Raw genomic sequence first — 23,855 nt, forward strand, 5'->3', positions numbered from 1 at the left:
TGCCCTAGCTTGCCACGATGAGGCTAAGACCTGAATATCACAGATCAATACTCGCTCCGGATGTACCTGATGCCCGCTGCTTTTCACCCCGACCTCCTGCGCCCCAGCCTGGCGCCGTTGACCGCTCGCCAGCCGCTATCGGCACAAGCCCAGGATTACCAGCGCTTCTATGGACTGAACCTGCCGGTAGCCAGCTGGCTGGGTGGCTTTCAGGCGGCGGGCTTCGACCTGGTCGGGCAGGCCTGGCTACCTGAGCAGCCCAGTGCGACCTTGTTCCTGCTGCACGGCTACTACGACCATATGGGCCTGTACCGCCACGTGATCGAGTGGGCGCTCAAGCAGGGCTTCGCCGTGATCAGCTGCGACCTGCCGGGGCATGGCTTGTCCAGTGGTGAGCGGGCCAGCATCAACGACTTCTCGCTGTATCAGCAGGTGCTCGATGCGTTGTTCGAGCAGGCCAGACAACTCGCGCTGCCCCGTCCCTGGCACCTCTGTGGGCAGAGTACCGGCGGCGCAATCGCCGTCGATCACCTGCTGCATGCCGGCGAGCGCAGCCCGGTGGACGGTCAGGTGATCCTGCTCGCACCGCTGGTGCGGCCGCGCGCCTGGCACTGGTCGAAGTTGAGCTATCGGGTGCTGCGCCACTTCGTCAATGGCATCGAACGGCAGTTCAGCGAGAACAGCACCGACCCGGCCTTTCTGCCGTTTCTGCAGGCCGATCCCCTGCAACCGCGGCGCCTGCCGACCGCCTGGGTGGGAGCGTTGGTGGCCTGGGTCAAGCGCATCGAAGCCGCACCGCCAAGCGCGCGGCGGCCGTTGATCGTGCAAGGGGAGGCGGATGCTACGGTCGATTGGCCGTATAACCTCAAAGTGCTCAAGGCCAAGTTCGCCGATCCGCAGATCCTCATGTTGCCCGAGGCTCGCCACCACTTGGCCAACGAACTGCCGGGCATTCGCCAGCGTTACTTCGACTTTATCGATCAGCGCCTGAGCTGATCATTTGAGTTCGTTGCCACTCTGCCCGACGGCCAGCCCGCCACGCACGGCGGCCAGTGCCGCCTTGTAATAGGCTTGGCCCTCGGCGGATTCGGCGAAGGTGGAGAACTCTTCCAGCTCCGCATCGCTGAGGTCGCGGTAGACATACAGCAAGGTGTTGTTCAGGTCTTCGCCGATCTGATTCATCAGGCGCTGGCGCTGGCCATCGAGCAGCCCCTGGGCCTGACCGCCGCCGAACAGGCCGGGGATCATCGAGCTGAGGCTGTCAGCGGCAACCCCGGCAATCGCCAGGCTGACTTCGGCGCCCGCTTCACGCGCAGGCAGGGCCTGGGCCAGGTGGCCGATGATCAGTTGGCGGGTGTCGCTGGCCTGGATCTTTGGCAGGCCCTTGGCGTTTTTTGCCAGCTGGTCCTTGCGCGTGGCGAGCAACTCAGCGGCCACCACCTTGCGTCCCAGCGGCGACTGGAAAAACGCCAGAGCCGGGGCTGGGTTGGGCAGATTGCTGCGCAGCTGTGCCTGGGCACGCTGGTCCATGGCCTGGGCCTGGAAGCGCTGGTTGCTGTTGCTGACCAGTGCCTGGTAAACCGCAGGCGGCAGACTATTGCGGTAGCGCTGTTGGGCAGCACTCACGGCGTCGGTAAAGTGGGCGCGCTGGTCGGGCCAGCCGGCGGCCTTGTACAGCTGATCGAGGCTGTCTGCCCAGACAGGCATGGTGCAGATCATCAGCAACAGCAGGGAAAACAAGCGGCGCATTCAGGACTCCTGTCGGCAGTGCGCTATTGTCCGTGGCGGGGCGGGAGTTTGTCGAGACGCAATGACGAACGTCAGCCAAGTGGCGCTGGAGGGGGGCAGGGCGAATGGATATGATGCGCCATGCACAATACTCCCGAATTCCCGATGCTGTCGGCCATTGTCGATGACCTGGCCTGCCAAGGCTGGTCCCAGCAGGCGCACTTTCTGCCTGCCGGGCTGGTCAGCGCGTTGGCCACCGAATGCCGGCGGCGCGCCGCCGAAGGCGAGCTGAACCCTGCTGGCGTTGGCCGCGGCGCTGCCCAGGAGGTGCGCGAGACGATCCGTGGCGATCATATCCTCTGGCTGGAACCGGGCGAGTCCGAGGTCTGCGACGAGTACCTGACAGCCATGGACGATTTGCGCCAGGCGATCAATCAGGGTTTGTTCCTCGGGCTTGAGGACTACGAGTGCCACTTCGCCTTGTATCCAGCTGGGGCGTTCTACAAGCGCCATCTTGACCGCTTCCGTGATGACGACCGGCGCGCGGTGTCGGCGGTGTTCTATCTCAATTCGGACTGGCAGCCAGGCGATGGTGGCGAGCTGCGGATGTTCCTCGCCGATGAGCGTGAGCATGATGTACAGCCGACCGGGGGCACGCTGGTGGTGTTTCTGTCCGGCGATGTGCCTCATGAAGTGCTGGTGACCGGGCGTGATCGACTGTCCTTGACCGGCTGGTTCCGGCGGCGTGGCAATGAGCCGTTCTGAATTGCCACGGGTCTTGGTCAGTGCCTGCCTGCTCGGCCAGCCGGTGCGTTATGACGGGCGCGCCAGTGGCCATCCCGACCTGCTGCAGCGTTGGCAGGCCGAGGGCCGGGTGGTGCCGCTGTGTCCGGAAGTCGCTGGCGGCTTGCCGACGCCGCGGCCACCTGCGGAGATCCCCGGCGGACAAGGCGTGCAGGTGCTTGCCGGGCAGGCGCAGGTGATCGCGGTGTCGGGTGAGGATTTCACTGCAGCGTTCGTGGCTGGTGCACAGATGGCGCTGACGCTGGTGCGCCGGCATGCGATCAAGGTTGCGGTGCTCAAGTCCGGCAGCCCGTCGTGTGGCAATGCGCTGACCTACGATGGCACGTTCACCGGGGTGAAGGTGCCGGGGGAGGGCGTGACCACGGCGTTATTGCGCGGTGAAGGGGTGCTGGTGTTCAGTGAGCTGGAGTTGGAGGCGGCACAGCGGGCGGTGGAAGGGCTTTAGGCCCTTGGGGCTGCTGTGCAGCCCATCGCGCCACAAGGCCGCTCCCACATGTACAGCTAAAGGCTCAGGCGCTGTGGGAGCGGCCTTGTAGCGCGATGGGGCGCGTAGCGGCCCCAGAATTCACTGCCCCGCCGTAGGCTGCTCGCCACCCTCAAGCCACTTCTGCTCCAATGCCGCCAATCTGCCGTCATCCTTGATCCGTTGCAGGGCGTTGTTCATTGCGCTCTCAAACGCCGGGTTGTCCTTCTGGAACGGGATCACCCGCTTGGCTTTGCCAAACGAATCGCTGACATCCAGCGCCGCATCGACCTTCTGCCCGGCATTCAGCTGGTTCAGGGCGATATCGAACTTGCCGCTCTCCACCCCCGGCAGCACTTCGGCAGTTGGCGTGTCGATGAACGCGGCGCGCAGGTCCAGTTCCTTGGCCAAGGCCTGGCCCAGCTCGATCTCGAAGCCGGTCAGGTGTTCGGCCTCCTTGAAGGCGTAGGGCGGTGTATCGGCTTGCACGGCAATGCGCAGTTCGCCCCGGTCGTTGATTTCGTCTATCAGCTCGGCCTGGGCCAACGGACTGATCAGTACTGCCAGCAGTACGCCAATGGTCAAACGCATGAGTGTCCCTTCTTGTTCGGCAGGTGAATTTCATTCGCCGCGACTTTTTCCGCCTGTCCCGGTCGAACGCAGGCTATGACCGTGTCTCCCTGTTAATGTTTTGGTTGATGGTGAATTTTTTGTGACGCCGGATTTAGACACCTCCGGGCACAATTGGACTATGTTGAATGTCCGCTGCCAACCGTTTATGGGTGGCGGTCAATGAAGTGAATCACAGGAGAAGTGAATGAACAGCCTATTTTCGCGTGCTGCCGTTGCCGGTCTGCTGATGGGAGCGGCGGCGTTGGCCAATGCCGCGGATGGCCTCAAGAGCCACGAGCCGCCGAAAGACGCCAAGGTCTTCATTGTTTCCCCTGCCGATGGCGCGACGGTCGACAAGACCTTTACCGTCAAGTTCGGCATCGAGGGTATGCAGCTCAAGCCAGCGGGTGACCAGACCCCGCACACTGGCCACCATCACTTGCTGGTGGACGTCGACAAGCAGCCGCTCGAGGATATGCCGCTGCCGACCAGCCTGATGCCTGAAAACAACGCGCCGCTGCCTGCGGGGCCGCAGGTGCTGCATTTCGGCAAGGCGCAGACTGAGGCAACGATTACCCTGACGCCAGGCAAGCACACTCTGCAACTGGTACTGGGTGACCAGTATCACGTGCCGTTCAAGCCGAGCGTCGAGTCGAACAAGATTACGGTTGACGTCAAGTAAGCTTGCTTCCTGCGGTGGAGCCTGTGGGCTGGGCTGGGCTGGGCTGGGCTCTGGGGCTCTGGGGCTCTGGGGCTTGTGGGTTGGGGGCTTATCCATTTGATGGGGTGACTTTTCTGGCCCCTTCCGCCCTTACGGCGGGTCACTTTTTTTCTTGGAAAAAAGTAACCAAAAACCGCTTGCTCCGTCATACGGCCCTCCGCTGCGCTACGGGTTCCCTCGCTCCGGTCTTGCTCCGGGAGGACCGCGCTGTACGGCCCATCCTGGGCCTCAGCGCTTTCCGGCCATCCATGGCCTCCACCTCCCTGCGCAAGACCTCCACTCGGCCTCCTGAAGTCGCTGGTAGATCAAGAGCAAGATCAAGATCAAGATCAACAGCCAGGGCAACTGCTGGCGAATCGCTTCGCTCTCGCTTTGTTTATCTACCTGCGGATTTGTGGTGTAGCTGGCAGGGCTGCGCCCTGCGATTTGCATTTTCAGTACCGGCCTCTTCGCGGGACAAGCCCGCTCCTACAGGGGTGGCGCAGATTATGAATTCGGCGTAATCCCTGTAGGAGCGGGCTTGCCCCGCGAAGAGGCCCGAATATCCACCACCCATGCCATTATCAAAAACAACGCCAGCCCAGACGCCACCCGTAACTTCGCGACGTCAGGAGGCCGGATGCAGGAGCAGGCGGTCTTTGGTTACTTTTTTCCAAGAAAAAAAGTGACCCGCCGTAAGGGCGGAAGGGGCCAGTGGGGCCACCACATCAAATGGATAAGTCCACAATTCCTAAGCCAGCCAGCCAAGCCAGCAGTTCATCTCCCCCAACAATCCATGAAGAACCAAAAAAAAGGGAGGCCACCAAGGCCTCCCTTCTTCATCCAGCAGAGAACCTTAGAACAGGACGCGCGAGCGGATAGTGCCCTTGACGTGCTGCAGCTTCTCTTGCGCCAGGTCCGAGTACTCGGCATCCACGTCGATCACCACGTAACCGACTTTCTCGTCGGTCTGCAGGAACTGACCCGAAATGTTGATACCGTTCTCGGCGAACACCTTGTTGATCTCGCTGAGCACGCCCGGAATGTTCTCGTGGATGTGCAGCAGGCGGTGTTTGCCTGGGTGGGCCGGCAGGGCAACTTCCGGGAAGTTGACCGACGACACCGAAGTACCGTTGTCGCTGTACTTGACCAGCTTCTCGGCCACTTCCAGGCCGATGTTGGCCTGGGCTTCGGCGGTGGAGCCACCGATGTGCGGGGTCAGGATCACGTTGTCCAGGCCGCGCAGCGGGCTTTCGAACTCGTCGTCGTTGGAGCGCGGCTCGACCGGGAACACGTCGATCGCAGCGCCGATCAGGTGCTTGTCCTTGATGGCGGCGGCCAGGTGGTCGAGCTCGACCACGGTGCCACGGGCGGCGTTGATCAGGATCGAGCCCTTCTTCATCGCACGGATTTCCTTCTCGCCGATCATCCACTGGGTGGACGGCAGCTCAGGCACGTGCAGCGAGACGATGTCGGCCAGGCCCAGCAGCTCGTTGAGGCTACCCACCTGAGTGGCGTTGCCCAGCGGCAGCTTGGTCAGCGGATCGTAGAAGTACACCTGCATGCCCACGCTCTCGGCCAGGACCGACAGCTGCGTGCCGATCGAGCCGTAACCGACGATGCCGAGCTTCTTGCCGCGGATCTCGAACGAGTTGGCCGCGCTCTTGATCCAGCCACCACGGTGGCAGGCCGCGTTTTTCTCAGGGATGCCACGCAGCAGCAGGATCGCCTCGGCCAGCACCAGCTCGGCCACCGAACGGGTGTTCGAGTACGGTGCGTTGAACACGGCGATACCGCGCTCGCGGGCCGCGCCCAGGTCGACCTGGTTGGTGCCGATGCAGAAGCAGCCAACCGCGACCAGTTTCTTCGCGCAGTCGAAGATCTCTTCGGTGAGCTGAGTGCGGGAGCGAATACCGATAAAGTGGGCGTCGGCGATCTTTTCCTTCAGCTGAGCTTCCGGCAGCGAACCCGTGAGGTACTCGATATTGGTGTAGCCGGCAGCCTTGAGGGTATCGACCGCGTTCTGGTGCACACCTTCAAGAAGAAGGAACTTGATCTTGCTCTTGTCGAGAGAAGTCTTGCTCATCTGCGTAAACCTGTATCCCGGAGAAATAATGGCGAGGGGGTAATGCGGCGCGGCGTCGGCCTTAGCACGAACAGCGGGAGGGCTATGCTAGCATACGCGACACAATCTGAGCCCATACCGACAGGTGAAGAGTGCTCAGGGTGACTATGAATAAGTCGAGAGTTCCAGCGATGACCCACCCTGCGGTAATTGATGAGCTGATGACCCTGGTCGACCCTGGCAAGGTCCTTACCGATCCCGCTTCCCTCGAGGCTTACGGCAAGGACTGGACCAAGCATTATCCCCCTGCGCCAAGCGCCATCGTCTTACCCAAGACCCTCGAGCAGGTGCAGGCAATCGTTGCCTGGGCCAATCGGCACCAGGTCGCGCTGGTCCCCTCCGGCGGACGCACCGGCCTCTCCGCTGGCGCCGTGGCAGCCAATGGCGAAGTGGTCGTGGCCTTCGACTACATGAACCAGATTCTTTCCTTTAATGAGTTCGACCGCACCGTGGTCTGCCAGCCTGGCGTGGTCACCCGCCAACTGCAGCAGTTCGCCGAAGATCACGGGCTGTATTACCCGGTCGACTTCGCCTCATCCGGCTCAAGCCAGATTGGCGGCAACATCGCTACCAATGCCGGCGGGATCAAGGTGATTCGCTATGGCATGACGCGCAACTGGGTCGCGGGCCTGAAGGTGGTCACCGGCAAGGGCGACCTGCTCGAACTGAACAAGGACCTGATCAAGAACGCCACCGGTTATGACCTGCGGCAGCTGTTCATCGGCGCCGAGGGCACGCTGGGCTTTGTCGTCGAAGCGACCATGCGCCTGGACCGGGCGCCGCGTAACCTCACCGCGATGGTGCTGGGTACGCCTGATTTCGACTCGATAATGCCGGTACTGCATGCCTTCCAGGGCCGTCTCGACCTGACCGCCTTCGAGTTCTTTTCCGACAAGGCCCTGGCCAAGGTCATGGGCCGCGGCGATGTCCCGCCGCCGTTCGATACCGATTGCCCGTTCTATGCCTTGCTCGAGTTCGAGGCAAGCAACGAAGATGTCGCCAACGATGCCCTGGCCACCTTCGAGCACTGCGTCGAGCAGGGCTGGGTGCTCGACGGGGTGATGAGCCAGAGCGAAACCCAGCTGAAAAACCTCTGGAAGTTGCGCGAGTACATTTCCGAGACCATCTCGCACTGGACGCCCTACAAGAACGACATCTCGGTCACGGTCTCCAAGGTGCCGGCGTTCTTGCGTGATATAGACGCCATCGTCGCGCAACACTACCCGGACTACGAAGTGGTCTGGTACGGCCACATTGGTGACGGCAACCTGCACCTGAACATTCTCAAGCCCGATGACATGAGCAAGGATGCGTTCTTTGCTTCGTGTGCCCGGGTCAACAAGTGGGTGTTCGAGATCGTCGAGCGCTACAACGGCTCGATTTCTGCCGAGCATGGCGTGGGCATGACCAAGCGCGACTACCTGGGTTACAGCCGTTCGGCGGATGAAATTGCCTGCATGAAGGCAATCAAGGCCGTCTTCGACCCTAACGGCATCATGAATCCGGGTAAGATCTTCGCTCCTGAATAAAAGCAGTAAGCAGAAGGAGTCGGTCATGAGTTACCAGCATCAGTATGTAGACGGCACCCGCATCCACTTCCCGTTGGGCAAGGTGGTTTGTGTGGGGCGCAACTATGCCGAGCACGCCAAGGAACTGGGCAATCCCATTCCGACCGAGCCCCTGCTGTTCATCAAGCCAGGCAGTTGCGTGGTGCCACTGGAAGGCGGTTTCAAGATCCCGACCGAGCGTGGCTCGGTGCACTACGAGGCAGAAATCGCGGTGCTGCTGGGCAAGCCGTTGTCGGCCCATCCCACCAAAGAGGAAGTGCTCGACGCGATCTCCGGCTACGCGCCGGCACTGGACCTGACACTGCGTGACGTGCAGACCAAGTTGCGTGAGCAGGGCTTCCCGTGGGAATCGGCCAAGTGCTTTGATGGCGCCTGCGTACTGCCGCCCTTTGTGGTTGCTTCGAGCTTCGAGGATGTCACTGACATCGGCATCCGCCTGACCATCAATGGCGAAGTGCGCCAGGACGGTAACAGCGCGATGATGCTCAACGCTATCGTGCCGATCATCCAGCACATGGCCTCGCACTTCTCGCTGCATCCGGGTGACGTGATCCTCACCGGTACGCCAGCGGGTGTCGGCCCGTTCAATGTCGGTGACGAGCTGGTGCTGGAGTTGCCGGGTGTGAGCCGGTTCGAGAGCCGGGTGCTGTGATCCCGTAACGCTGGCCTCTTCGCGGGGCAAGAACGCTCCTGCAATCTATCCTGCAGGAGCGGGCTTGCCCCGCGAAGGGGCGGAACTACCGGCAAGAACGCTCGCCAATTAGCGTTTTTTTCACAAACAATCCGGATAATGCGCCCACCTATGTCCATCTGCCGCGGTTAGGGAAAACTCGGCATCCGCAGGAATTCTCCCACCATGGCATCTCCCTCCAGCGCTTCTCGTCCTTCGTCGCGCAAACGCAGTGTGTTCCTGCGTTGGCCGTTCCTGCTCGGCGTAACGGCCGTCATCGGCTACGGCTTGTCCATCGCCATGCACTGGGATGATCGTGGTTTGTTGTGGGTAAAGGAGCGCTTCGAGAGTTCCAACGAACGCAGTGAAAGCGTGTGGCTGCCCGATTACACGGTAGACATCGATGCCAAGGTATTGCCCGGCATGGAAGATGACGAGGCTTCCGACCTGGCCTACAGCCCGCGCACCCGCAGCCTGTTTGCGGTGATGGGCAAGAACCCGTTCCTGGTCGAGCTCAACCTCGACGGTGACGTACTGCGCAAGATGCCGCTGGAAGGCTGGGAAAACCCCGAAGGTGTCGCTGTGCTTGAAGACGGCCTGCTGGCTATCGTCGACGAGCGTGGCCATGACATCACCCTGGTGAAAGTCGACGCCACTACCACGGCGCTCAAGCGCGACGATTTCCAGCGCTACGACCTGGGCACGTCGGTGAAGAGCAACAAGGGCTTTGAAGCGGTCGCCTGGGATCCGGCGCGCCAGCGCCTGGTGATCGGTGAAGAGCGTCCGCCGAAGCTGTTCACCTGGAGTACTGATGGCCGGAGCCCGCTGACCGGTGACAAACAGCCATTGGCCAATGATCAGCTCGACCTGCGCAATCTGTCGGCGTTGGGCATCGATCCGCGCACCGGGCACCTTTTGGTGCTCTCGGCTGACTCGAACATGCTGCTGGAGCTTGACGAGAACGGTAACCAGGTCAGCTTCATGACCTTGCTCGGCGGGTTCAATGGCCTGGAAGACCGCGTGCCGCGGGCTGAGGGGGTGGCCATGGACGAGCAGGGCACGCTGTACATGGTCAGCGAGCCTGATCTGTTCTATCGCTTCAAGAAAAACTGACAGCAGATTCGGATTTTTCCGATGCTGGCATTAAGCTTTACTTCAGCTGTTCGTGGTTAGATTCGCCATCCTTTCGCCGAGTCTGCCTCTATGCGCCGTTACCTTCGCCTGCCACTGCTCCTGTTGATCCTCGGTGTGCCCTCGCTGCTCCTGCTGGGCCTGGCCGGGCAAGAGTTTCGCCTGTTCGAGCGGGGTTGGTTCAACCTCAAGACCTGGTGGCAACCGAGCGAAGCGGGCATTGGCCTGGGGCGCTATCAGGTCGTGGTCGAGGCCCAGGTCATCGACGGGCTGGACGATGATATCTCGGCCCTGACCTACGACCCTGAGCGCAAGACGCTGTTCAGCGTCACCAACAAACGCTCCGAATTGATCGAGCTGTCCCTGGATGGCCGTATTTTGCGGCGGGTACCCTTGACCGGCTTTGGCGACCCGGAGGCGGTGGAGTACATCGGGCCCAACACCTTCGTGATCACCGATGAGCGCCAGCAACGGCTGATCCGCGTACGCCTCGATGACGACACGCTGTTCCTCGACGCCAACGATGCCGAGCAGTTGACCCTTGGCATCGGCCTCAATGGCAACAAAGGCTTCGAAGGCCTGGCCTATGACTCGGTGGGCAAGCGCCTGTTCGTGGCCAAGGAGCGCGACCCGATGGTCATCTACGAGGTGCACGGTTTCCCCCATGAAAGCCCCGAGCAGCCTTATGCGGTACATGTGGTGCAGGACCGCAAGCGTGATTCACGGCTGTTCGTGCGGGATCTGTCGAGCCTGCAGTTCGATGAGCGCAGCGGGCATCTGCTGGCCCTGTCGGACGAGTCGCGGCTGGTGGTGGAACTGGACGTAACGGGCAAGCCGCTGAGCACCCTGTCGCTGAACAAGGGTTATCAGGGGTTGCAGAAGAACGTGCCGCAGGCGGAAGGGATTGCCATGGATGATGCCGGGACCATCTATCTGGTAAGTGAGCCGAACCTGTTTTATGTGTTCAAGCAGCCGGCCGATTGATTGTGTAGAAGGCCTTCATCGCGGGGCAAGCCCGCTCCCGCGCCGTCATGGTGCAGCCCTGATACCCAGGTAAACAGGGCTGCTCGGGAGCGGCTTGTCCCGCGATTGGGTTTACTCGGCCTTGAGGCTTTTCACGCCTTCAGCAGTGCCCAGCAGCAGCAGGTCTGCTGGACGCGCTGCGAACAGGCCATTGGTCACCACGCCAACGATCGCGTTGATCTGGCTCTCAAGAGCGACAGGGTCGATGATCTGCAGGTTGTACACATCGAGGATGACGTTGCCGTTGTCGGTCAACACACCTTCGCGGTAGACCGGATCGCCACCCAGCTTCACCAGTTGGCGGGCGACGTGGCTACGCGCCATCGGGATCACTTCGACCGGCAGCGGGAAGGCGCCCAGCACCGGTACCAGCTTGCTGCCATCGGCGATGCAGATGAAGGTCTTGGCCACTGCCGCGACGATCTTCTCGCGGGTCAGGGCCGCGCCGCCGCCCTTGATCAGGTTCAGGTGCGCGTCGCTCTCGTCGGCACCATCCACGTAGAACTCCAGCTCGCTGACCGTGTTCAACTCGTAGACCGGGATGCCATGGCCCTTCAGACGCTCTGCAGTGGCCTCAGAGCTGGCAACCGCGCCGTCAAAGGCGGTCTTGTGCTGGGCCAGGGCGTCGATGAAGAAGTTGGCGGTCGAACCGGTACCGACGCCGACGACGCTTTTTGCATCCAGCTTGGGCAGAATGAAATCGACGGCGGCCTGGGCGACGGCCTGTTTGAGTTGGTCCTGGGTCATGCGGGCTCCGAGAGGGGCAGGGGAGTTTCGAGAGGCGCGTAGTATAGCGGCAAGTGCCGGCAAAACCTCGGCTTTGCTGTGGTCCGCCGACGTAGCGCTGGGGTAGACTCGCAGCCCTTGTCCCGCGGCCAGTGATGCTTTCCCGATGCTCGAACAGTACGTCAAGAAGATCCTCACCTCGCGCGTCTACGACGTTGCGGTCGAAACCCCGTTGCACAGCGCCGGCCAGCTGAGCAAGCGCCTGGGCAACCAGATCCTGCTCAAGCGTGAGGACCTGCAGCCGGTGTTCTCGTTCAAGATCCGCGGGGCGTACAACAAGCTGGCCCAGCTGAGCCCGGAAGAGCTTGCCCGCGGCGTAGTCACCGCCTCGGCCGGCAACCATGCCCAGGGTGTTGCCCTGGCGGCGCGCGAGTTGGGCATCAAAGCGACCATCGTCATGCCCAAGACCACCCCCGAGATCAAGATCGAAGGCGTGCGCTCGCGCGGTGGCAAGGTGGTTTTGCACGGTGATTCGTTCCCCGAGGCGCTGGCCTACTCGTTGAAACTGGTCGAGGAAAAGGGCTTCGTCTACATCCACCCCTACGATGACCCGCATACCATTGCCGGCCAGGGCACCGTGGCCATGGAGATCCTGCGCCAGCACCCAGGCCGTCTGGACGCGATTTTCGTCCCGGTCGGTGGCGGCGGGCTGATTGCCGGCATTGCTGCCTACGTCAAATACCTGCGGCCCGAGATCAAGGTGATTGGCGTCGAGCCAGATGACTCCAACTGCCTGCAGGCGGCCATGGCTGCTGGCGAGCGGGTGGTGTTGCCGCAGGTCGGGCTGTTTGCCGACGGTGTTGCAGTGGCGCAGATCGGCCAGCACACCTTTGATATCTGCAGGCTGCACGTCGATGAAGTGGTGACGGTAAGTACCGACGAGATCTGCGCGGCGATCAAGGATATCTACGACGATACCCGCTCGATCACCGAGCCTGCTGGTGCCCTGGGGGTTGCGGGGATCAAAAGATACGTCGAGATGACCGGCGTTACCGGGCATACGCTGGTAGCCATCGACTCGGGCGCCAACGTCAACTTCGACCGCCTGCGCCACGTCGCCGAACGGGCCGAGCTGGGTGAAAAGCGCGAAGCGATCATTGCCGTGACCATCCCCGAACGGCCGGGAAGCTTCAAGGCCTTCTGCGAGGCCATCGGCAAGCGCCAGATCACCGAATTCAACTACCGCAAGCACACCTCGGACGAGGCGCACATCTTTGTTGGCGTGCAGACGCATCCCGAAAACGATCCGCGTGCGCTGTTGGTCCAGCAGTTGACCGATCAGGGCTTCCCGGTTACCGACCTGACCGACAACGAGCTGGCCAAGCTGCACATCCGCCATATGGTCGGCGGGCATTCGGCCGGTGCCAGTGACGAGATCGTGCTGCGCTTCGAGTTTCCCGAGCGGCCGGGGGCGTTGTTCAACTTCCTCAACAAGCTGGGCGGACGCTGGAATATCTCGATGTTCCACTACCGCAACCATGGCGCGGCCGATGGCCGAGTGGTGGCGGGGCTGCAGGTGCCGGAGGATGAGCGCCACCTGGTGCCGGCGGCGTTGGCCAAGATCGGTTACCCGTATTGGGACGAGACCGAGAACCCGGCGTACAGGCTGTTTTTGGGCTGACCGGCTAAGCTAGGCCTCAAGGGCCTCTTCGCGGGGCAAGCCCGCGCCTGCAGGTTCCTGGTAAACACAAGCCCCTGTAGGCGCGGGCTTGCCCCGCGAAGAGGCCAGCAAGCGCAACCCAAGGACCAAACCATGGAATACCTCATCACCCTCAAGACTGCCCATGTCCTCGCCACCGTGCTGCTACTGGCAGGCGCGCTGGGGCTGGCGATCTGGACCTGGCGCGCCAAGCGCCGGGGCGATGCCAATGTCTACGGCCAGCTGCTGCGCCGACCGCTGCTATTCGTCTGGCTGCTGATGGGGCTGTGCCTGGTAAGCATGCCGTTCACCGGCTGGTGGCTGGTGCACCTGGTGGGCTGGCCGCTGGGGCAGACCTGGCTGCTGGCCTCCAGTGTCATCTATACCGTCGGCGCCTTCAGCGTCTGGTGGCTCTTGGTGCGCCTGAACCGGCTGCGCCGAGCTGAGCCTGCCGAGCTGCGCTTGACCTTGGCGCTGGCGGTGTTCAGTGGGGTGTGCTTCCTGTCGATCGCCGGTTTGATGGGCGCCAAGCCGGTCTGAGGCGACAGGGCTGCGCAGCAGCCCCTGCCTCTCAATCCCGCAGAGAGATCACGGGCCAGCCGCGGCTCAGCGCCTCTGCCTGCAACTTCGCATCCGGATCGACTGCCACTGCATGTTCCACCTGCTCGAGCAGTGGCAGGTCGTTCATCGAGTCGCTATAGAAGTAGCTCCCCTCCAGGTCGTAACCGTTCTCCAGCATCCAGCGCTGCAGTCGCGTCACTTTGCCTTCACGGAAACACGGTATATCGGTACTGCGCCCGGTAAAACGTTCGCCGTCCCGCTCGCATTCGGTGGCCAGCAGGGTCCGCACCCCCAGGCGCCGCGCGATCGGCGCGGTCACGAAGCGGTTGGTGGCGGTAATGATCACCAGCTTGTCGCCGGCCTCGCGGTGCTGGCGCAGCAGGGCCAGAGCCTTGGGCAGGATGATCGGCTCGATGCAGTCGCGCATGAAGTCGCGGTGCCATTCGTCGAGCGTGGCCGGCTCGGTGGCGGCGAGGATCTCCATCGAGAAGGCCAGGTAGGCCTGCAGGTCCAGGGTGCCATTGAGGTAGTCCTGGTAGAAGGCATCGTTACGTTGCTTGTAGGCAATCGGGTCAAGAATTCCCCGTTCGCACAGATAGTCACCCCAGGCGTGATCGCTGTCGCCGCCGAGGAGGGTATTGTCCAGGTCGAATAAAGCCAGGCGCATCGCGGTCACTCGCTTGAGGCAGAGGGTGGCTGCGCAGAATACGAAGTTTTTGGCTCGCTGCACATAAGCTTGGCGGGCGCGTTGCTGCGCTCGTGAGCTTTGTGGAACAATGCGGTGACATGCGTTTGCGAGGTTGCTGCCGTGATCGACCCGGATGGTTTTCGCCCCAATGTCGGGATCATTCTCACGAATGATGCCGGGCAGGTGCTATGGGCTCGGCGGATCAACCAGGATGCCTGGCAGTTTCCCCAGGGTGGCATCAACCCTGACGAAACGCCGGAAGATGCCCTGTACCGTGAGCTGAATGAAGAAGTCGGCCTTGAGCGCGACGATGTGGAAATTCTTGCCTGCACCCGTGGCTGGTTGCGTTATCGTTTACCCCAGCGTCTGGTGCGCACGCACAGCCAGCCGCTGTGCATCGGGCAGAAACAGAAGTGGTTCCTGCTGCGCCTGGTCACCAATGAGCAACGGGTGCGCATGGACCTTACCGGCAAACCGGAATTCGACGGCTGGCGCTGGGTCAGCTATTGGTATCCGTTGGGCCAGGTAGTGACATTCAAGCGCGAGGTCTATCGTCGCGCCCTGAAAGAGCTAGCACCGCGCCTGCTGACGCGCGACTGACGACGGAGTTCGACCCCGAGCCATGCTCAATACGCTGCGCAAGATCGTCCAGGAAGTGAACTCCGCCAAAGATCTCAAGACGGCGTTGGGGATCATTGTCTTGCGCGTCAAGGAGGCCATGGGCAGCCAGGTCTGCTCGGTCTACCTGCTCGACCCGGAAACCAACCGCTTCGTGCTGATGGCCTCCGAAGGCCTGAACAAGCGCTCCATCGGCAAGGTCAGCATGGCCCCCAACGAGGGGCTGGTCGGCTTGGTCGGTACTCGTGAAGAGCCGCTGAACCTGGAAAACGCCGCCGACCACCCGCGCTACCGCTACTTCGCTGAAACCGGCGAAGAGCGTTACGCGTCGTTCCTCGGTGCGCCGATCATTCACCACCGCCGGGTGGTCGGGGTGCTGGTCATCCAGCAGAAGGAGCGCCGCCAGTTCGACGAAGGCGAAGAAGCCTTCCTGGTCACCATGAGCGCACAGCTCGCCGGGGTTATCGCCCACGCCGAGGCGACCGGCTCGATTCGCGGCCTCGGCCGCCAGGGCAAGGGTATCCAGGAAGCGCGCTTCGTCGGTGTGCCGGGTTCGCCGGGTGCCGCCGTTGGCCGCGCAGTGGTCATGCTGCCGCCGGCCGACCTTGAAGTGGTCCCGGAGAAGACCGTCGATGACATCGACGCCGAACTCAAGCTGTTCAACAACGCCCTCGAAGGCGTGCGCGCCGACATGCGCAAACTGTCGGCCAAGCTCGCCACCCAGTTGCGCCCGGAAGAACGGGCGCTGTTCGACGTCTACCTGATGATGCTCGAAGACGCCGCCCTTGGCGGTGAAGTGGTCGAAGTCATCAAGACCGGCCAGTGGGCCCAGGGCGCGCTGCGTCAGGTGGTTGGCGAGCACGTCAATCGCTTCGAACTGATGGACGACGATTACCTGCGCGAGCGCGCCTCCGACGTCAAGGACCTCGGTCGACGCCTGCTGGCCTATCTGCAGGAAGCCCGTTCGCAGACGCTGGTGTATGCCGAAAATACCATCCTGGTCAGTGAAGAGCTGACCCCGGCGATGCTTGGCGAAGTGCCGGAAGGCAAGCTGGCCGGCCTGGTCTCGGTACTCGGTTCGGGCAACTCGCACGTGGCCATTCTGGCTCGGGCGATGGGCATTCCGACGGTCATGGGCCTGGTCGATCTGCCGTACTCCAAGGTCGACGGCATCGAAATGATCGTCGACGGCTACAAGGGCGAGGTGTTCACCAACCCCAGCGATGTGCTGCGCAAGCAGTACAGCGAAGTGGTCGAAGAAGAGCGCGAACTGGCCAAAGGCCTGGACGCGCTGCGCGAGCTGCCGTGCGTGACGCCGGATGGTCACCGCATGCCGTTGTGGGTCAACACCGGCCTGCTCGCTGACGTCGCGCGCGCGCAGCAGCGAGGTGCCGAAGGGGTCGGCCTGTACCGCACCGAAGTGCCGTTCATGATCCAGCAGCGCTTCCCCAGCGAGAAAGAGCAGCTGGCGATTTACCGCGAGCAGTTGGCCGCCTTCCATCCTCTGCCGGTGACCATGCGTACCCTGGACATCGGCGGTGACAAGTCGCTGTCGTACTTCCCGATCAAGGAAGAAAACCCCTTCCTGGGCTGGCGCGGCATCCGCGTCACCCTCGACCACCCGGAAATCTTCCTGGTCCAGACCCGCGCCATGCTCAAGGCCAGCGAAGGCCTGAACAACCTGCGCATCCTGCTGCCGATGATCTCTGGCATCCACGAGCTGGAAGAAGCCCTGCACCTGATCCACCGTGCCTGGGGCGAAGTGCGTGATGAAGGCACCGACGTGCCGATGCCGCCGGTGGGGGTGATGGTCGAGATTCCTGCTGCGGTGTACCAGACCAAAGAGCTGGCGCGCCAGGTGGACTTCCTCTCGGTCGGCTCCAACGACCTGACCCAGTACCTGCTGGCCGTCGACCGCAACAACCCGCGGGTGGCCGATCTCTACGACTACCTGCACCCGGCGGTGCTGCAGGCGGTGCAGACAGTGGTGCGCGATGCGCATGCCGAAGGCAAGCCGGTGAGTATCTGTGGCGAAATGGCCGGTGACCCGGCGGCGGCGATCCTGCTGATGGCGATGGGCTTCGACAGCTTGTCGATGAACGCCACCAACCTGCCCAAGGTGAAGTGGATGCTGCGCCAGATCAACATGAGCAAGGCCAAGGAGCTGCTTGCCGATGCCATGAGCCATGACAACCCGCAGGTTATCCACAGCTCGTTGCAATTGGCCCTGAAGAACCTGGGGCTGGCGCGGATGATCGGGCCTGGCGCCGACAAGATACTTTGAGGTACCGGGGGCGCGTAGCGCCCCCCAGCAATCTCAATCCTGCACCTCAATTTCCCCAAGATGCCCACCAAACGGCCCAAAGCTGCGCTCGACCATCCGCCGCCGCCCTTGGGCATCGACAATCAGCACTGTACTCGCCCGCGTCCCATAGTTCTGGCTGGCAATGAACGCACTGGACAACAACCGCTCCGTCGCCAGGCCAACCCCGGTTTGCGGCAGATCCGCGTCCGCCGCCGGCTGGCCGTCAGCGAGCAGCGTCAGCAAGCGCTGCGGATCCGCCTCATCAAGCAGTTGCTCCAACCCTGTACGGGTCTTTACCAGCTTCGGCCAAGGCGTATCCAGCCCTGCGTTGGACAGCCCGTAAACACCTGCCTCAAGCAGCCGCGGCGTCGCCTCACGGGCATGCACAAAGCCCAACTGCTCGGCATCGCCCACCAGCAGGTTGAACCCGGAATATCGCGCGCTGCGGCTGGCGACCTGGTCCAGGTACTGCTCAACCGCAAGCTCGCCACGCAAATAGGCCGCCACCAGTTCGCCCCGTGAACGCGGCCCCGGTGCCTGCCCCGGATCACGAATATTGGTCAATGCCGCGAAGCGCCCACCAGGCCCGATACCCAGCCAGGTACCGCCCGCTTCCAGGTCGCGCCCCGCATAGACACCGGGCGCGTCTTCCCAGGCCGCGAGCGCCTGGGTCGGCCGGGCGTAGAACTCGTCACGGTTGGCCGCGACGATCAGCGGCAGGGCGTGCCCCGGCCGCCAGGCAAATACGATCAGACACATAGGTTGGCCTCTGTGGTTTGCCTCACTCTAGCCACTGGGCGGCGTCAGATCCATCCTGTCACAGCGTTCACCGCTGCCTGTCGCAGAGTTCACTAGAGCCGCGACCCCGGCTTCCGTTACCATGCCGGATTGAATTGCTAGGGGTCGACGAATGGAGTTCGTACTCTACCTGCTGTTGGGAGCCTGCGCCGGCGTACTGGCCGGGCTGTTCGGCGTGGGCGGCGGCATCATCATCGTGCCGGTGCTGGTGTTCAGCTTTACCTTGCAAGGCTTCGACCCCGGCGTACTTACCCACCTGGCGGTGGGCACCTCGCTGGCGACCATCGTCTTCACCTCGATCAATGCCGTGCGTGAGCACCATCGCAAAGGCGCCGTGCAGTGGCCGATCTTTGCCTGGATGACGCTGGGCATTCTCATCGGCGCCGGCATCGGTGCCAAGACCGCCTCGCTGATCCAAGGCCCGATGCTGCAGAAGATCATTGGCGTGTTCGCCCTGGTGATCGCGGCGCAGATGGCCCTCGAGCTGAAACCCAAGGCCAGCCGTGGCGTGCCCGGCAAACCGGTGCTGACCGGCGCTGGCGTGGTGATTGGCTGGGCGTCGGCGATTTTCGGCATCGGCGGCGGCTCGCTGACCGTGCCGTTCCTGACCTGGCGCAGCCTGCCCATGCAGCAGGCGGTGGCAACGTCGTCGGCCTGTGGCCTGCCGATTGCCCTGGCCAGTGCCTTGAGTTTCATGCTGCTGGGCTGGCACGAAACGCACCTGCCGGCGCACAGCCTCGGTTTCGTCTATTTGCCGGCGTTGCTGGGCATCGCCGTGACCAGCATGTTCTTTGCCCGCTATGGCGCGCGGTTGGCGCACCGGCTGTCGCCGCGCCTGCTCAAGCGTCTGTTTGCCGCGCTGCTGTTCTGCGTCGGCCTCAGCTTCCTGATTTGAATCGAGAGGAACCCTAATGCTGCCTTACCCGCAGATCGACCCCGTGGCCATAGCCCTCGGGCCGCTGAAAATTCACTGGTACGGGCTGATGTACCTGATCGGCATCGGCGGTGCCTGGCTGCTGGCCTCGCGCCGGCTGAACCGCTTCGACCCGACCTGGAACCGTGAAAAGCTCTCCGACCTGGTGTTCTGGCTATCCATGGGCGTAATTGTCGGTGGGCGCCTGGGCTATGTGCTGTTCTACGATCTGCAAGCCTACCTGGCCAATCCGACGCTGATCTTCGAAGTGTGGAAGGGTGGCATGTCGTTCCATGGTGGCTTCATCGGCGTGATGCTGGCAGCGCTGTGGTTCGGCAAACGCAACAACAAGTCGTTCTTCGAGCTGATGGACTTCGTTGCGCCGATGGTGCCGATCGGCCTGGGTGCCGGGCGCATCGGCAACTTCATCAATGCCGAGCTGTGGGGCAAGGCCACCGACGTGCCGTGGGCGATGGTCTTCCCACCGTTCAGCGACCCGGCGCAACTGCCGCGCCACCCGTCGCAGCTGTACCAGTTCGCGCTGGAAGGTGTGGCACTATTCCTGATTCTCTGGCTGTATTCGCGCAAGCCGCGGCCTACCATGGCCGTCTCCGGCATGTTCGCGCTGTTCTACGGAATTTTCCGCTTCATCGTCGAATTCGTGCGAGTGCCCGACGCCCAGCTTGGCTATATTGCCTTCGGCTGGCTGACCATGGGGCAGTTGCTGTGCGTGCCGATGATCCTCGCCGGCCTCGGCCTGATCTGGTGGGCCTACAACCGCAAACCCACGGCCAAGGCCGCCGTCTGATTTCCACGGCAGGGGTGATCCCCCTGCCGTTCTTGTTACAGGTAAGCCATGAAACAGTATCTAGATCTGGTCCGCGACGTTATCGAAAACGGCACCCTGCAGGGCAACCGCACCGGTATCCGCACCATCAGCCTGCCCGGCGCCATGCTGCGCTTCGACCTGCAGAAGGGCTTTCCCGCCATCACCACCCGCAGGCTGGCGTTCAAGTCGGCGATCGGCGAGATGGTCGGCTTCCTGCGTGGAGTGAAGAACGCCGGTGAATTCCGTGAGCTGGGCTGCAAGGTCTGGGACCAGAACGCCAACGAGAACGCCCAGTGGCTGGCCAACCCGTTCCGCCAGGGGCATGACGACCTCGGTGAAATCTACGGCGTGCAATGGCGCCAGTGGCCGGGCTACAAGCGTGTACCGCTGAGCAATCCGGCGGCCATCGAGATGGCCGAGCAGCAGGGCTTCCGTAAGATCGCCCAGGACGAGGAAGACGGCCAGGCGTTCGTCATTCTCTACAAGGCGATCGATCAGGTGCGCCAATGCCTGGACACCATCGCCAACGACCCGGGCAGCCGCCGCATTCTGTTCCACGGCTGGAACTGCGCCCAGCTTGACGAAATGGCCCTGCCGCCGTGCCACTTGCTGTACCAGTTCCACCCGAATGTCGAGACCAGGGAAATTTCCCTGACCCTTTACATCCGCTCCAATGACCTGGGCCTGGGTACACCGTTCAACCTCACCGAAGGTGCTGCGCTGCTGTCGCTGTTCGGCCGCCTGACCGGCTACACGCCGCGCTGGTTCACCTACTTCATCGGTGATGCCCATGTGTACGAAAACCACCTGGACATGCTCAATGAGCAGCTCAAGCGCGAGCCGCTGGAAGCGCCCAAGCTGGTGATCAGTGACCGTGTGCCGGACTTCGCCAAGACTGGAAAGTACGAGCCTGAATGGCTGGAGAAGATCGAACCGAGCGACTTCAGCCTGGAAGGGTATGAGCACCATGCGCCAATGACGGCGCCGATGGCGGTCTGAGCAATCGTGAGCCTGTAGCGGGCTTGCCCCGCGAAGAGGCCGGCACCGTCAACGCGGATAGCTGGCACCGGCTTCGCCGGTGTTCGCGGGGCAAGCCCGCTCCTACACGGGTCAGTGCCCGTGACTGCGCCCCACATGGGAATGCTCGGTCTCCGGCACCGATACCGCCCCATTCACCTCCAATTGCTGCAAGATTGCGCACTCTGCCCCCGGCGCGGTGCAGCGCTGGCGCAATTCCAGCAACTGCGCCTGCAACGCCATCAAGCCATCGATACGTGCCTGCACGTGCTCGATATGCTCATCGATCAACGCATTGACGCTGCCACATTGCCCCTCGGGGCTGTCGCGCAGGCGCAGCAGGCTGCGGATCTCGTCCAGGGTCATGTCCAGGGTGCGGCAGTTGCGGATAAAGGTCAGGCGTTCGACGTGAGCCTGGGTATAGAGCCGGTAATTGCCCTCGCTGCGCGCAGGCTCCGGCAACAGTTGCTCACGCTCGTAATAGCGCACGGTCTCGACAGCGCAGTCGGTGGCCTTGGCCAATTCTCCGATCTTCATGACGAATCTCCTGCAGGTGGCTTGACCCTATAGTGGCTACAGGGTGTTCACTTGGCAACAGGCTCCCTTTAAGGACGAATCCATGTACCAGCCTGTCAGCCCCGAAAAGCGCCACGATCATCTCCATGCTCATGACCCTGCAGCCCAAGGTCATAGCCACGATGCCCACGCCCATAGCTGCTGTGGCGCCAGTGCCGGGCCGTCGCTGGTCCAGCTGAGCGAAACCGCGAGTAGCGATGCGCAGCTCAGCCGTTTCCGCATCCAGGCCATGGACTGTCCCACCGAGCAGACCCTGATCCAGGACAAGCTGGGCAAGATGGCCGGTATCGAGCAACTGGAGTTCAACCTGATCAACCGGGTGCTCGGCGTGCGCCACACCCTGCTGGGCACGGCTGAGATCGAGCGGGCCATCGCCAGCCTGGGCATGCACGCGGAGCCGCTCGGCGAGGAAGATGCCGGCACTGCGGCGCCCGTGGTCAAGACCCGCTGGTGGCCATTGGCGCTGTCCGGGGTAGCCGCAATTGCCGCCGAAGTGCTGCATTTCAGCGGCGTGGCGCCTGAGTGGCTGGTCGCCGCGCTGGCCTTGGCGGCGATCCTCGGCTGCGGCCTTGGCACGTACAAGAAGGGCTGGATCGCCCTGAAAAACCGCAACCTCAACATCAATGCCCTGATGAGCATCGCCGTGACCGGCGCGGTACTGATCGGCCAGTGGCCGGAAGCGGCCATGGTCATGGTGCTGTTCACCGTTGCCGAATTGATCGAGGCGCGCTCGCTGGACCGAGCACGCAATGCCATCGGTAGCCTGATGCAACTGAGTCCGGACATGGCCACGGTGCAGCAGGCGGATGGCCAATGGCGCGAGCTGGAGGTGCGCGATGTCGGGATAGGCGCCGTGGTCCGGGTACGCCCGGGGGAACGTATCGGCCTGGATGGCGAAGTGTTGAGTGGTCAATCAAGCGTCGATCAGGCGCCGATCACCGGCGAAAGCCTGCCGGTCGAGAAGGCGCTGGGCGACAAGTTGTTTGCCGGCACGATCAACCAGGAAGGCGCGCTCGAGTACCGGGTCAGCGCGTTAGCCGGGCAGTCGACCCTGGCGCGGATCATCAAGGCGGTGGAAGAGGCTCAGGGCGCCCGTGCGCCGACCCAGCGCTTTGTCGATCGCTTCTCGCGCATCTACACCCCGGTGGTGTTTGCCCTGGCCCTGGCGGTGGCCGTCCTGCCACCGCTGTTCATGGCCGGCGCCTGGTTCGACTGGATCTACCGCGCCTTGGTCCTGCTGGTGGTGGCGTGCCCGTGTGCGCTGGTGATCTCCACCCCGGTGACCATCGTCAGCGGCCTGGCCGCTGCGGCGCGCAAAGGCATCCTGATCAAGGGCGGTGTGTATTTGGAGGGGGGGCGCAAACTCGACTTCCTGGCCTTGGACAAGACCGGCACGATTACCCACGGCAAGCCGGTGCAGACCGATTTTGTCGTCCTGGATCCGCGCGTCGAGGGCCGTGCGCAAGCGCTGGCCGCCAGCTTGGGCGAGCGCTCGGATCACCCGGTATCTCGCGCCATTGCCCAGTTCGCCAAGGGCCAAGGCGTGGTCTTGAGCGAGGTCAGCGAGTTCGCCGCCTTGGCCGGGCGCGGTGTACGTGGGGAGATCGACGGAACCCCTTATCACTTGGGCAACCACCGCCTGGTCGAAGAGCTGGGCGTGTGCTCAGCCCAGCTCGAGGCGCAGCTGGATGCCCTCGAGCGCCAAGGCAAGACCGTGGTCCTGCTGCTCGACCGCAGCGGCCCGCTGGCCCTGTTCGCCGTGGCCGACACGGTCAAGGACAGCAGCCGCCAGGCCATCGCCGAGTTGCATGAGCTGGGCATCAAGACGGTCATGCTGACCGGCGACAATCCGCATACGGCCCAGGCCATCGCCGCCCAGGTCGGCATCGACCGGGCCGAGGGCAACCTGCTGCCGAGCGACAAGCTGAAGACCATCGAGGCGCTTTATGCCGAGGGCCACCGGGTCGGCATGGTCGGCGACGGTATCAACGACGCGCCGGCCCTGGCCCGCGCCGAAATCGGCTTCGCCATGGCCGCGGCGGGTACCGATACCGCCATCGAAACCGCCGACGTGGCGCTGATGGACGACGACTTGCGCAAAATTCCCGCCTTCGTCAGGCTGTCGCGGCGAAGTGCGGCGATCCTTATCCAGAACATCGTTCTGGCCCTGGGGATCAAGGCGATCTTCCTGGCGATCACCTTTGCCGGCATGGCCACCCTGTGGATGGCGGTGTTCGCTGACATGGGCGTGAGCCTGCTGGTGGTCTTCAACGGTCTGCGCCTGTTGCGCAAGTAAGGGAT

General features: G+C 62.9%; 23 protein-coding genes. 16 read left to right on the forward strand and 7 right to left on the reverse strand.

What is annotated here, in order from left to right:
* Positions 1 to 69 precede the first annotated feature (69 nt).
* Complete coding sequence (locus J3B00_RS03485) at positions 70 to 996, forward strand: alpha/beta hydrolase (protein ID WP_209863825.1); 927 nt, start codon at positions 70 to 72, stop codon at positions 994 to 996.
* Here the strand turns inward: J3B00_RS03485 and J3B00_RS03490 are convergent, their stop codons facing one another.
* Positions 997 to 1,749 (reverse strand): DUF2059 domain-containing protein, encoded by a 753-nt coding sequence (locus J3B00_RS03490; protein ID WP_209863829.1) that lies wholly within the window; start codon positions 1,747 to 1,749, stop codon positions 997 to 999.
* A gap of 120 nt (positions 1,750 to 1,869) precedes the next feature.
* Here J3B00_RS03490 and J3B00_RS03495 point away from each other — a divergent pair, with 120 nt between their 5' ends.
* Together J3B00_RS03495 and J3B00_RS03500 are read left to right on the forward strand one after the other, a co-directional pair.
* Positions 1,870 to 2,493 carry a 2OG-Fe(II) oxygenase gene (locus tag J3B00_RS03495; protein WP_209863833.1) on the forward strand — a complete coding sequence of 208 codons (624 nt, stop codon included), beginning with the start codon at positions 1,870 to 1,872 and terminating at the stop codon, positions 2,491 to 2,493.
* Positions 2,480 to 2,977 (forward strand): DUF523 domain-containing protein, encoded by a 498-nt coding sequence (locus J3B00_RS03500; protein ID WP_209863836.1) that lies wholly within the window; start codon positions 2,480 to 2,482, stop codon positions 2,975 to 2,977. The genes J3B00_RS03495 and J3B00_RS03500 overlap by 14 nt, the downstream gene beginning before the upstream one ends.
* A 120-nt stretch (positions 2,978 to 3,097) precedes the next feature.
* On the opposite strand, the gene J3B00_RS03505 is transcribed toward J3B00_RS03500, so the two are convergent.
* Positions 3,098 to 3,586 (reverse strand): transporter substrate-binding domain-containing protein, encoded by a 489-nt coding sequence (locus tag J3B00_RS03505; protein WP_209863839.1) that lies wholly within the window; start codon positions 3,584 to 3,586, stop codon positions 3,098 to 3,100.
* A 226-nt stretch (positions 3,587 to 3,812) separates the two neighbouring features.
* Here J3B00_RS03505 and J3B00_RS03510 point away from each other — a divergent pair, with 226 nt between their 5' ends.
* Positions 3,813 to 4,289, forward strand: a complete 477-nt coding sequence (locus J3B00_RS03510) for a DUF4399 domain-containing protein (RefSeq protein ID WP_209863842.1) — start codon at positions 3,813 to 3,815, stop codon at positions 4,287 to 4,289.
* An 874-nt stretch (positions 4,290 to 5,163) separates the two neighbouring features.
* On the opposite strand, the gene serA is transcribed toward J3B00_RS03510, so the two are convergent.
* Positions 5,164 to 6,393 carry a phosphoglycerate dehydrogenase gene (gene serA, locus J3B00_RS03515; protein WP_209863845.1) on the reverse strand — a complete coding sequence of 410 codons (1,230 nt, stop codon included), beginning with the start codon at positions 6,391 to 6,393 and terminating at the stop codon, positions 5,164 to 5,166.
* A 170-nt stretch (positions 6,394 to 6,563) separates the two neighbouring features.
* Here serA and J3B00_RS03520 point away from each other — a divergent pair, with 170 nt between their 5' ends.
* The 4 genes from J3B00_RS03520 to J3B00_RS03535 all read left to right on the forward strand — a co-directional run bounded on the left by J3B00_RS03520 (position 6,564) and on the right by J3B00_RS03535 (position 10,785).
* Positions 6,564 to 7,961: an FAD-binding oxidoreductase gene (locus J3B00_RS03520; protein ID WP_209874561.1), complete on the forward strand. Its 1,398-nt coding sequence runs from the start codon at positions 6,564 to 6,566 to the stop codon at positions 7,959 to 7,961.
* A gap of 25 nt (positions 7,962 to 7,986) precedes the next feature.
* Positions 7,987 to 8,652 (forward strand): fumarylacetoacetate hydrolase family protein, encoded by a 666-nt coding sequence (locus J3B00_RS03525; protein ID WP_209863850.1) that lies wholly within the window; start codon positions 7,987 to 7,989, stop codon positions 8,650 to 8,652.
* Positions 8,653 to 8,856: 204 nt separating this feature from the next.
* Positions 8,857 to 9,783, forward strand: coding sequence for an SdiA-regulated domain-containing protein (locus J3B00_RS03530; protein ID WP_209863853.1), 927 nt, complete (start codon positions 8,857 to 8,859; stop codon positions 9,781 to 9,783).
* A gap of 90 nt (positions 9,784 to 9,873) precedes the next feature.
* The gene (locus tag J3B00_RS03535) at positions 9,874 to 10,785 is read left to right on the forward strand and encodes an SdiA-regulated domain-containing protein (RefSeq protein WP_209863856.1); all 912 of its coding nucleotides are present in this window, start codon (positions 9,874 to 9,876) and stop codon (positions 10,783 to 10,785) included.
* A 111-nt stretch (positions 10,786 to 10,896) separates the two neighbouring features.
* On the opposite strand, the gene rpiA is transcribed toward J3B00_RS03535, so the two are convergent.
* Complete coding sequence (gene rpiA / locus J3B00_RS03540) at positions 10,897 to 11,571, reverse strand: ribose-5-phosphate isomerase RpiA (RefSeq protein WP_209863859.1); 675 nt, start codon at positions 11,569 to 11,571, stop codon at positions 10,897 to 10,899.
* Between the two features lie 145 nt (positions 11,572 to 11,716).
* Between rpiA and ilvA the strand changes: the two genes are divergently transcribed.
* Both ilvA and J3B00_RS03550 read left to right on the forward strand, forming a co-directional pair.
* Complete coding sequence (ilvA, locus tag J3B00_RS03545; RefSeq protein WP_209863862.1) at positions 11,717 to 13,231, forward strand: threonine ammonia-lyase, biosynthetic; 1,515 nt, start codon at positions 11,717 to 11,719, stop codon at positions 13,229 to 13,231.
* Between the two features lie 132 nt (positions 13,232 to 13,363).
* The gene (locus J3B00_RS03550) at positions 13,364 to 13,789 is read left to right on the forward strand and encodes a DUF2269 family protein (RefSeq protein WP_209863866.1); all 426 of its coding nucleotides are present in this window, start codon (positions 13,364 to 13,366) and stop codon (positions 13,787 to 13,789) included.
* A 31-nt stretch (positions 13,790 to 13,820) separates the two neighbouring features.
* Here the strand turns inward: J3B00_RS03550 and J3B00_RS03555 are convergent, their stop codons facing one another.
* Positions 13,821 to 14,477: an HAD family hydrolase gene (locus tag J3B00_RS03555; protein ID WP_209863870.1), complete on the reverse strand. Its 657-nt coding sequence runs from the start codon at positions 14,475 to 14,477 to the stop codon at positions 13,821 to 13,823.
* Positions 14,478 to 14,618: 141 nt separating this feature from the next.
* Between J3B00_RS03555 and J3B00_RS03560 the strand changes: the two genes are divergently transcribed.
* Positions 14,619 to 15,098, forward strand: a complete 480-nt coding sequence (locus J3B00_RS03560) for an RNA pyrophosphohydrolase (protein WP_186555901.1) — start codon at positions 14,619 to 14,621, stop codon at positions 15,096 to 15,098.
* A 22-nt stretch (positions 15,099 to 15,120) separates the two neighbouring features.
* Entirely contained in the window at positions 15,121 to 17,400 is a 2,280-nt protein-coding gene (gene ptsP, locus J3B00_RS03565; RefSeq protein ID WP_209863873.1) for a phosphoenolpyruvate--protein phosphotransferase, read from the forward strand.
* A 33-nt stretch (positions 17,401 to 17,433) separates the two neighbouring features.
* On the opposite strand, the gene J3B00_RS03570 is transcribed toward ptsP, so the two are convergent.
* Positions 17,434 to 18,180 (reverse strand): NRDE family protein, encoded by a 747-nt coding sequence (locus J3B00_RS03570; protein ID WP_209863876.1) that lies wholly within the window; start codon positions 18,178 to 18,180, stop codon positions 17,434 to 17,436.
* A 151-nt stretch (positions 18,181 to 18,331) separates the two neighbouring features.
* On the opposite strand from J3B00_RS03570, the gene J3B00_RS03575 reads away from it, so the two are divergent.
* Genes J3B00_RS03575 through J3B00_RS03585 form a run of 3 tightly spaced genes read left to right on the forward strand, consistent with a single transcriptional unit; the run spans position 18,332 to position 20,960 of the window.
* Entirely contained in the window at positions 18,332 to 19,114 is a 783-nt protein-coding gene (locus tag J3B00_RS03575; protein ID WP_209863880.1) for a sulfite exporter TauE/SafE family protein, read from the forward strand.
* A 16-nt stretch (positions 19,115 to 19,130) separates the two neighbouring features.
* Positions 19,131 to 19,940: a prolipoprotein diacylglyceryl transferase gene (gene lgt / locus J3B00_RS03580; protein WP_209863883.1), complete on the forward strand. Its 810-nt coding sequence runs from the start codon at positions 19,131 to 19,133 to the stop codon at positions 19,938 to 19,940.
* Between the two features lie 48 nt (positions 19,941 to 19,988).
* Positions 19,989 to 20,960 (forward strand): thymidylate synthase, encoded by a 972-nt coding sequence (locus J3B00_RS03585; RefSeq protein ID WP_209863886.1) that lies wholly within the window; start codon positions 19,989 to 19,991, stop codon positions 20,958 to 20,960.
* Positions 20,961 to 21,071: 111 nt separating this feature from the next.
* Here the strand turns inward: J3B00_RS03585 and cadR are convergent, their stop codons facing one another.
* Positions 21,072 to 21,515 carry a Cd(II)/Pb(II)-responsive transcriptional regulator gene (cadR, locus tag J3B00_RS03590; protein ID WP_209863903.1) on the reverse strand — a complete coding sequence of 148 codons (444 nt, stop codon included), beginning with the start codon at positions 21,513 to 21,515 and terminating at the stop codon, positions 21,072 to 21,074.
* A gap of 82 nt (positions 21,516 to 21,597) precedes the next feature.
* Here cadR and J3B00_RS03595 point away from each other — a divergent pair, with 82 nt between their 5' ends.
* Positions 21,598 to 23,850, forward strand: a complete 2,253-nt coding sequence (locus J3B00_RS03595; RefSeq protein WP_209863906.1) for a heavy metal translocating P-type ATPase — start codon at positions 21,598 to 21,600, stop codon at positions 23,848 to 23,850.
* Positions 23,851 to 23,855: the final 5 nt, after the last annotated feature.

The organism is Pseudomonas sp. BP8, from assembly GCF_017875955.1.
Classification (GTDB): Bacteria; Pseudomonadota; Gammaproteobacteria; order Pseudomonadales; family Pseudomonadaceae; genus Aquipseudomonas.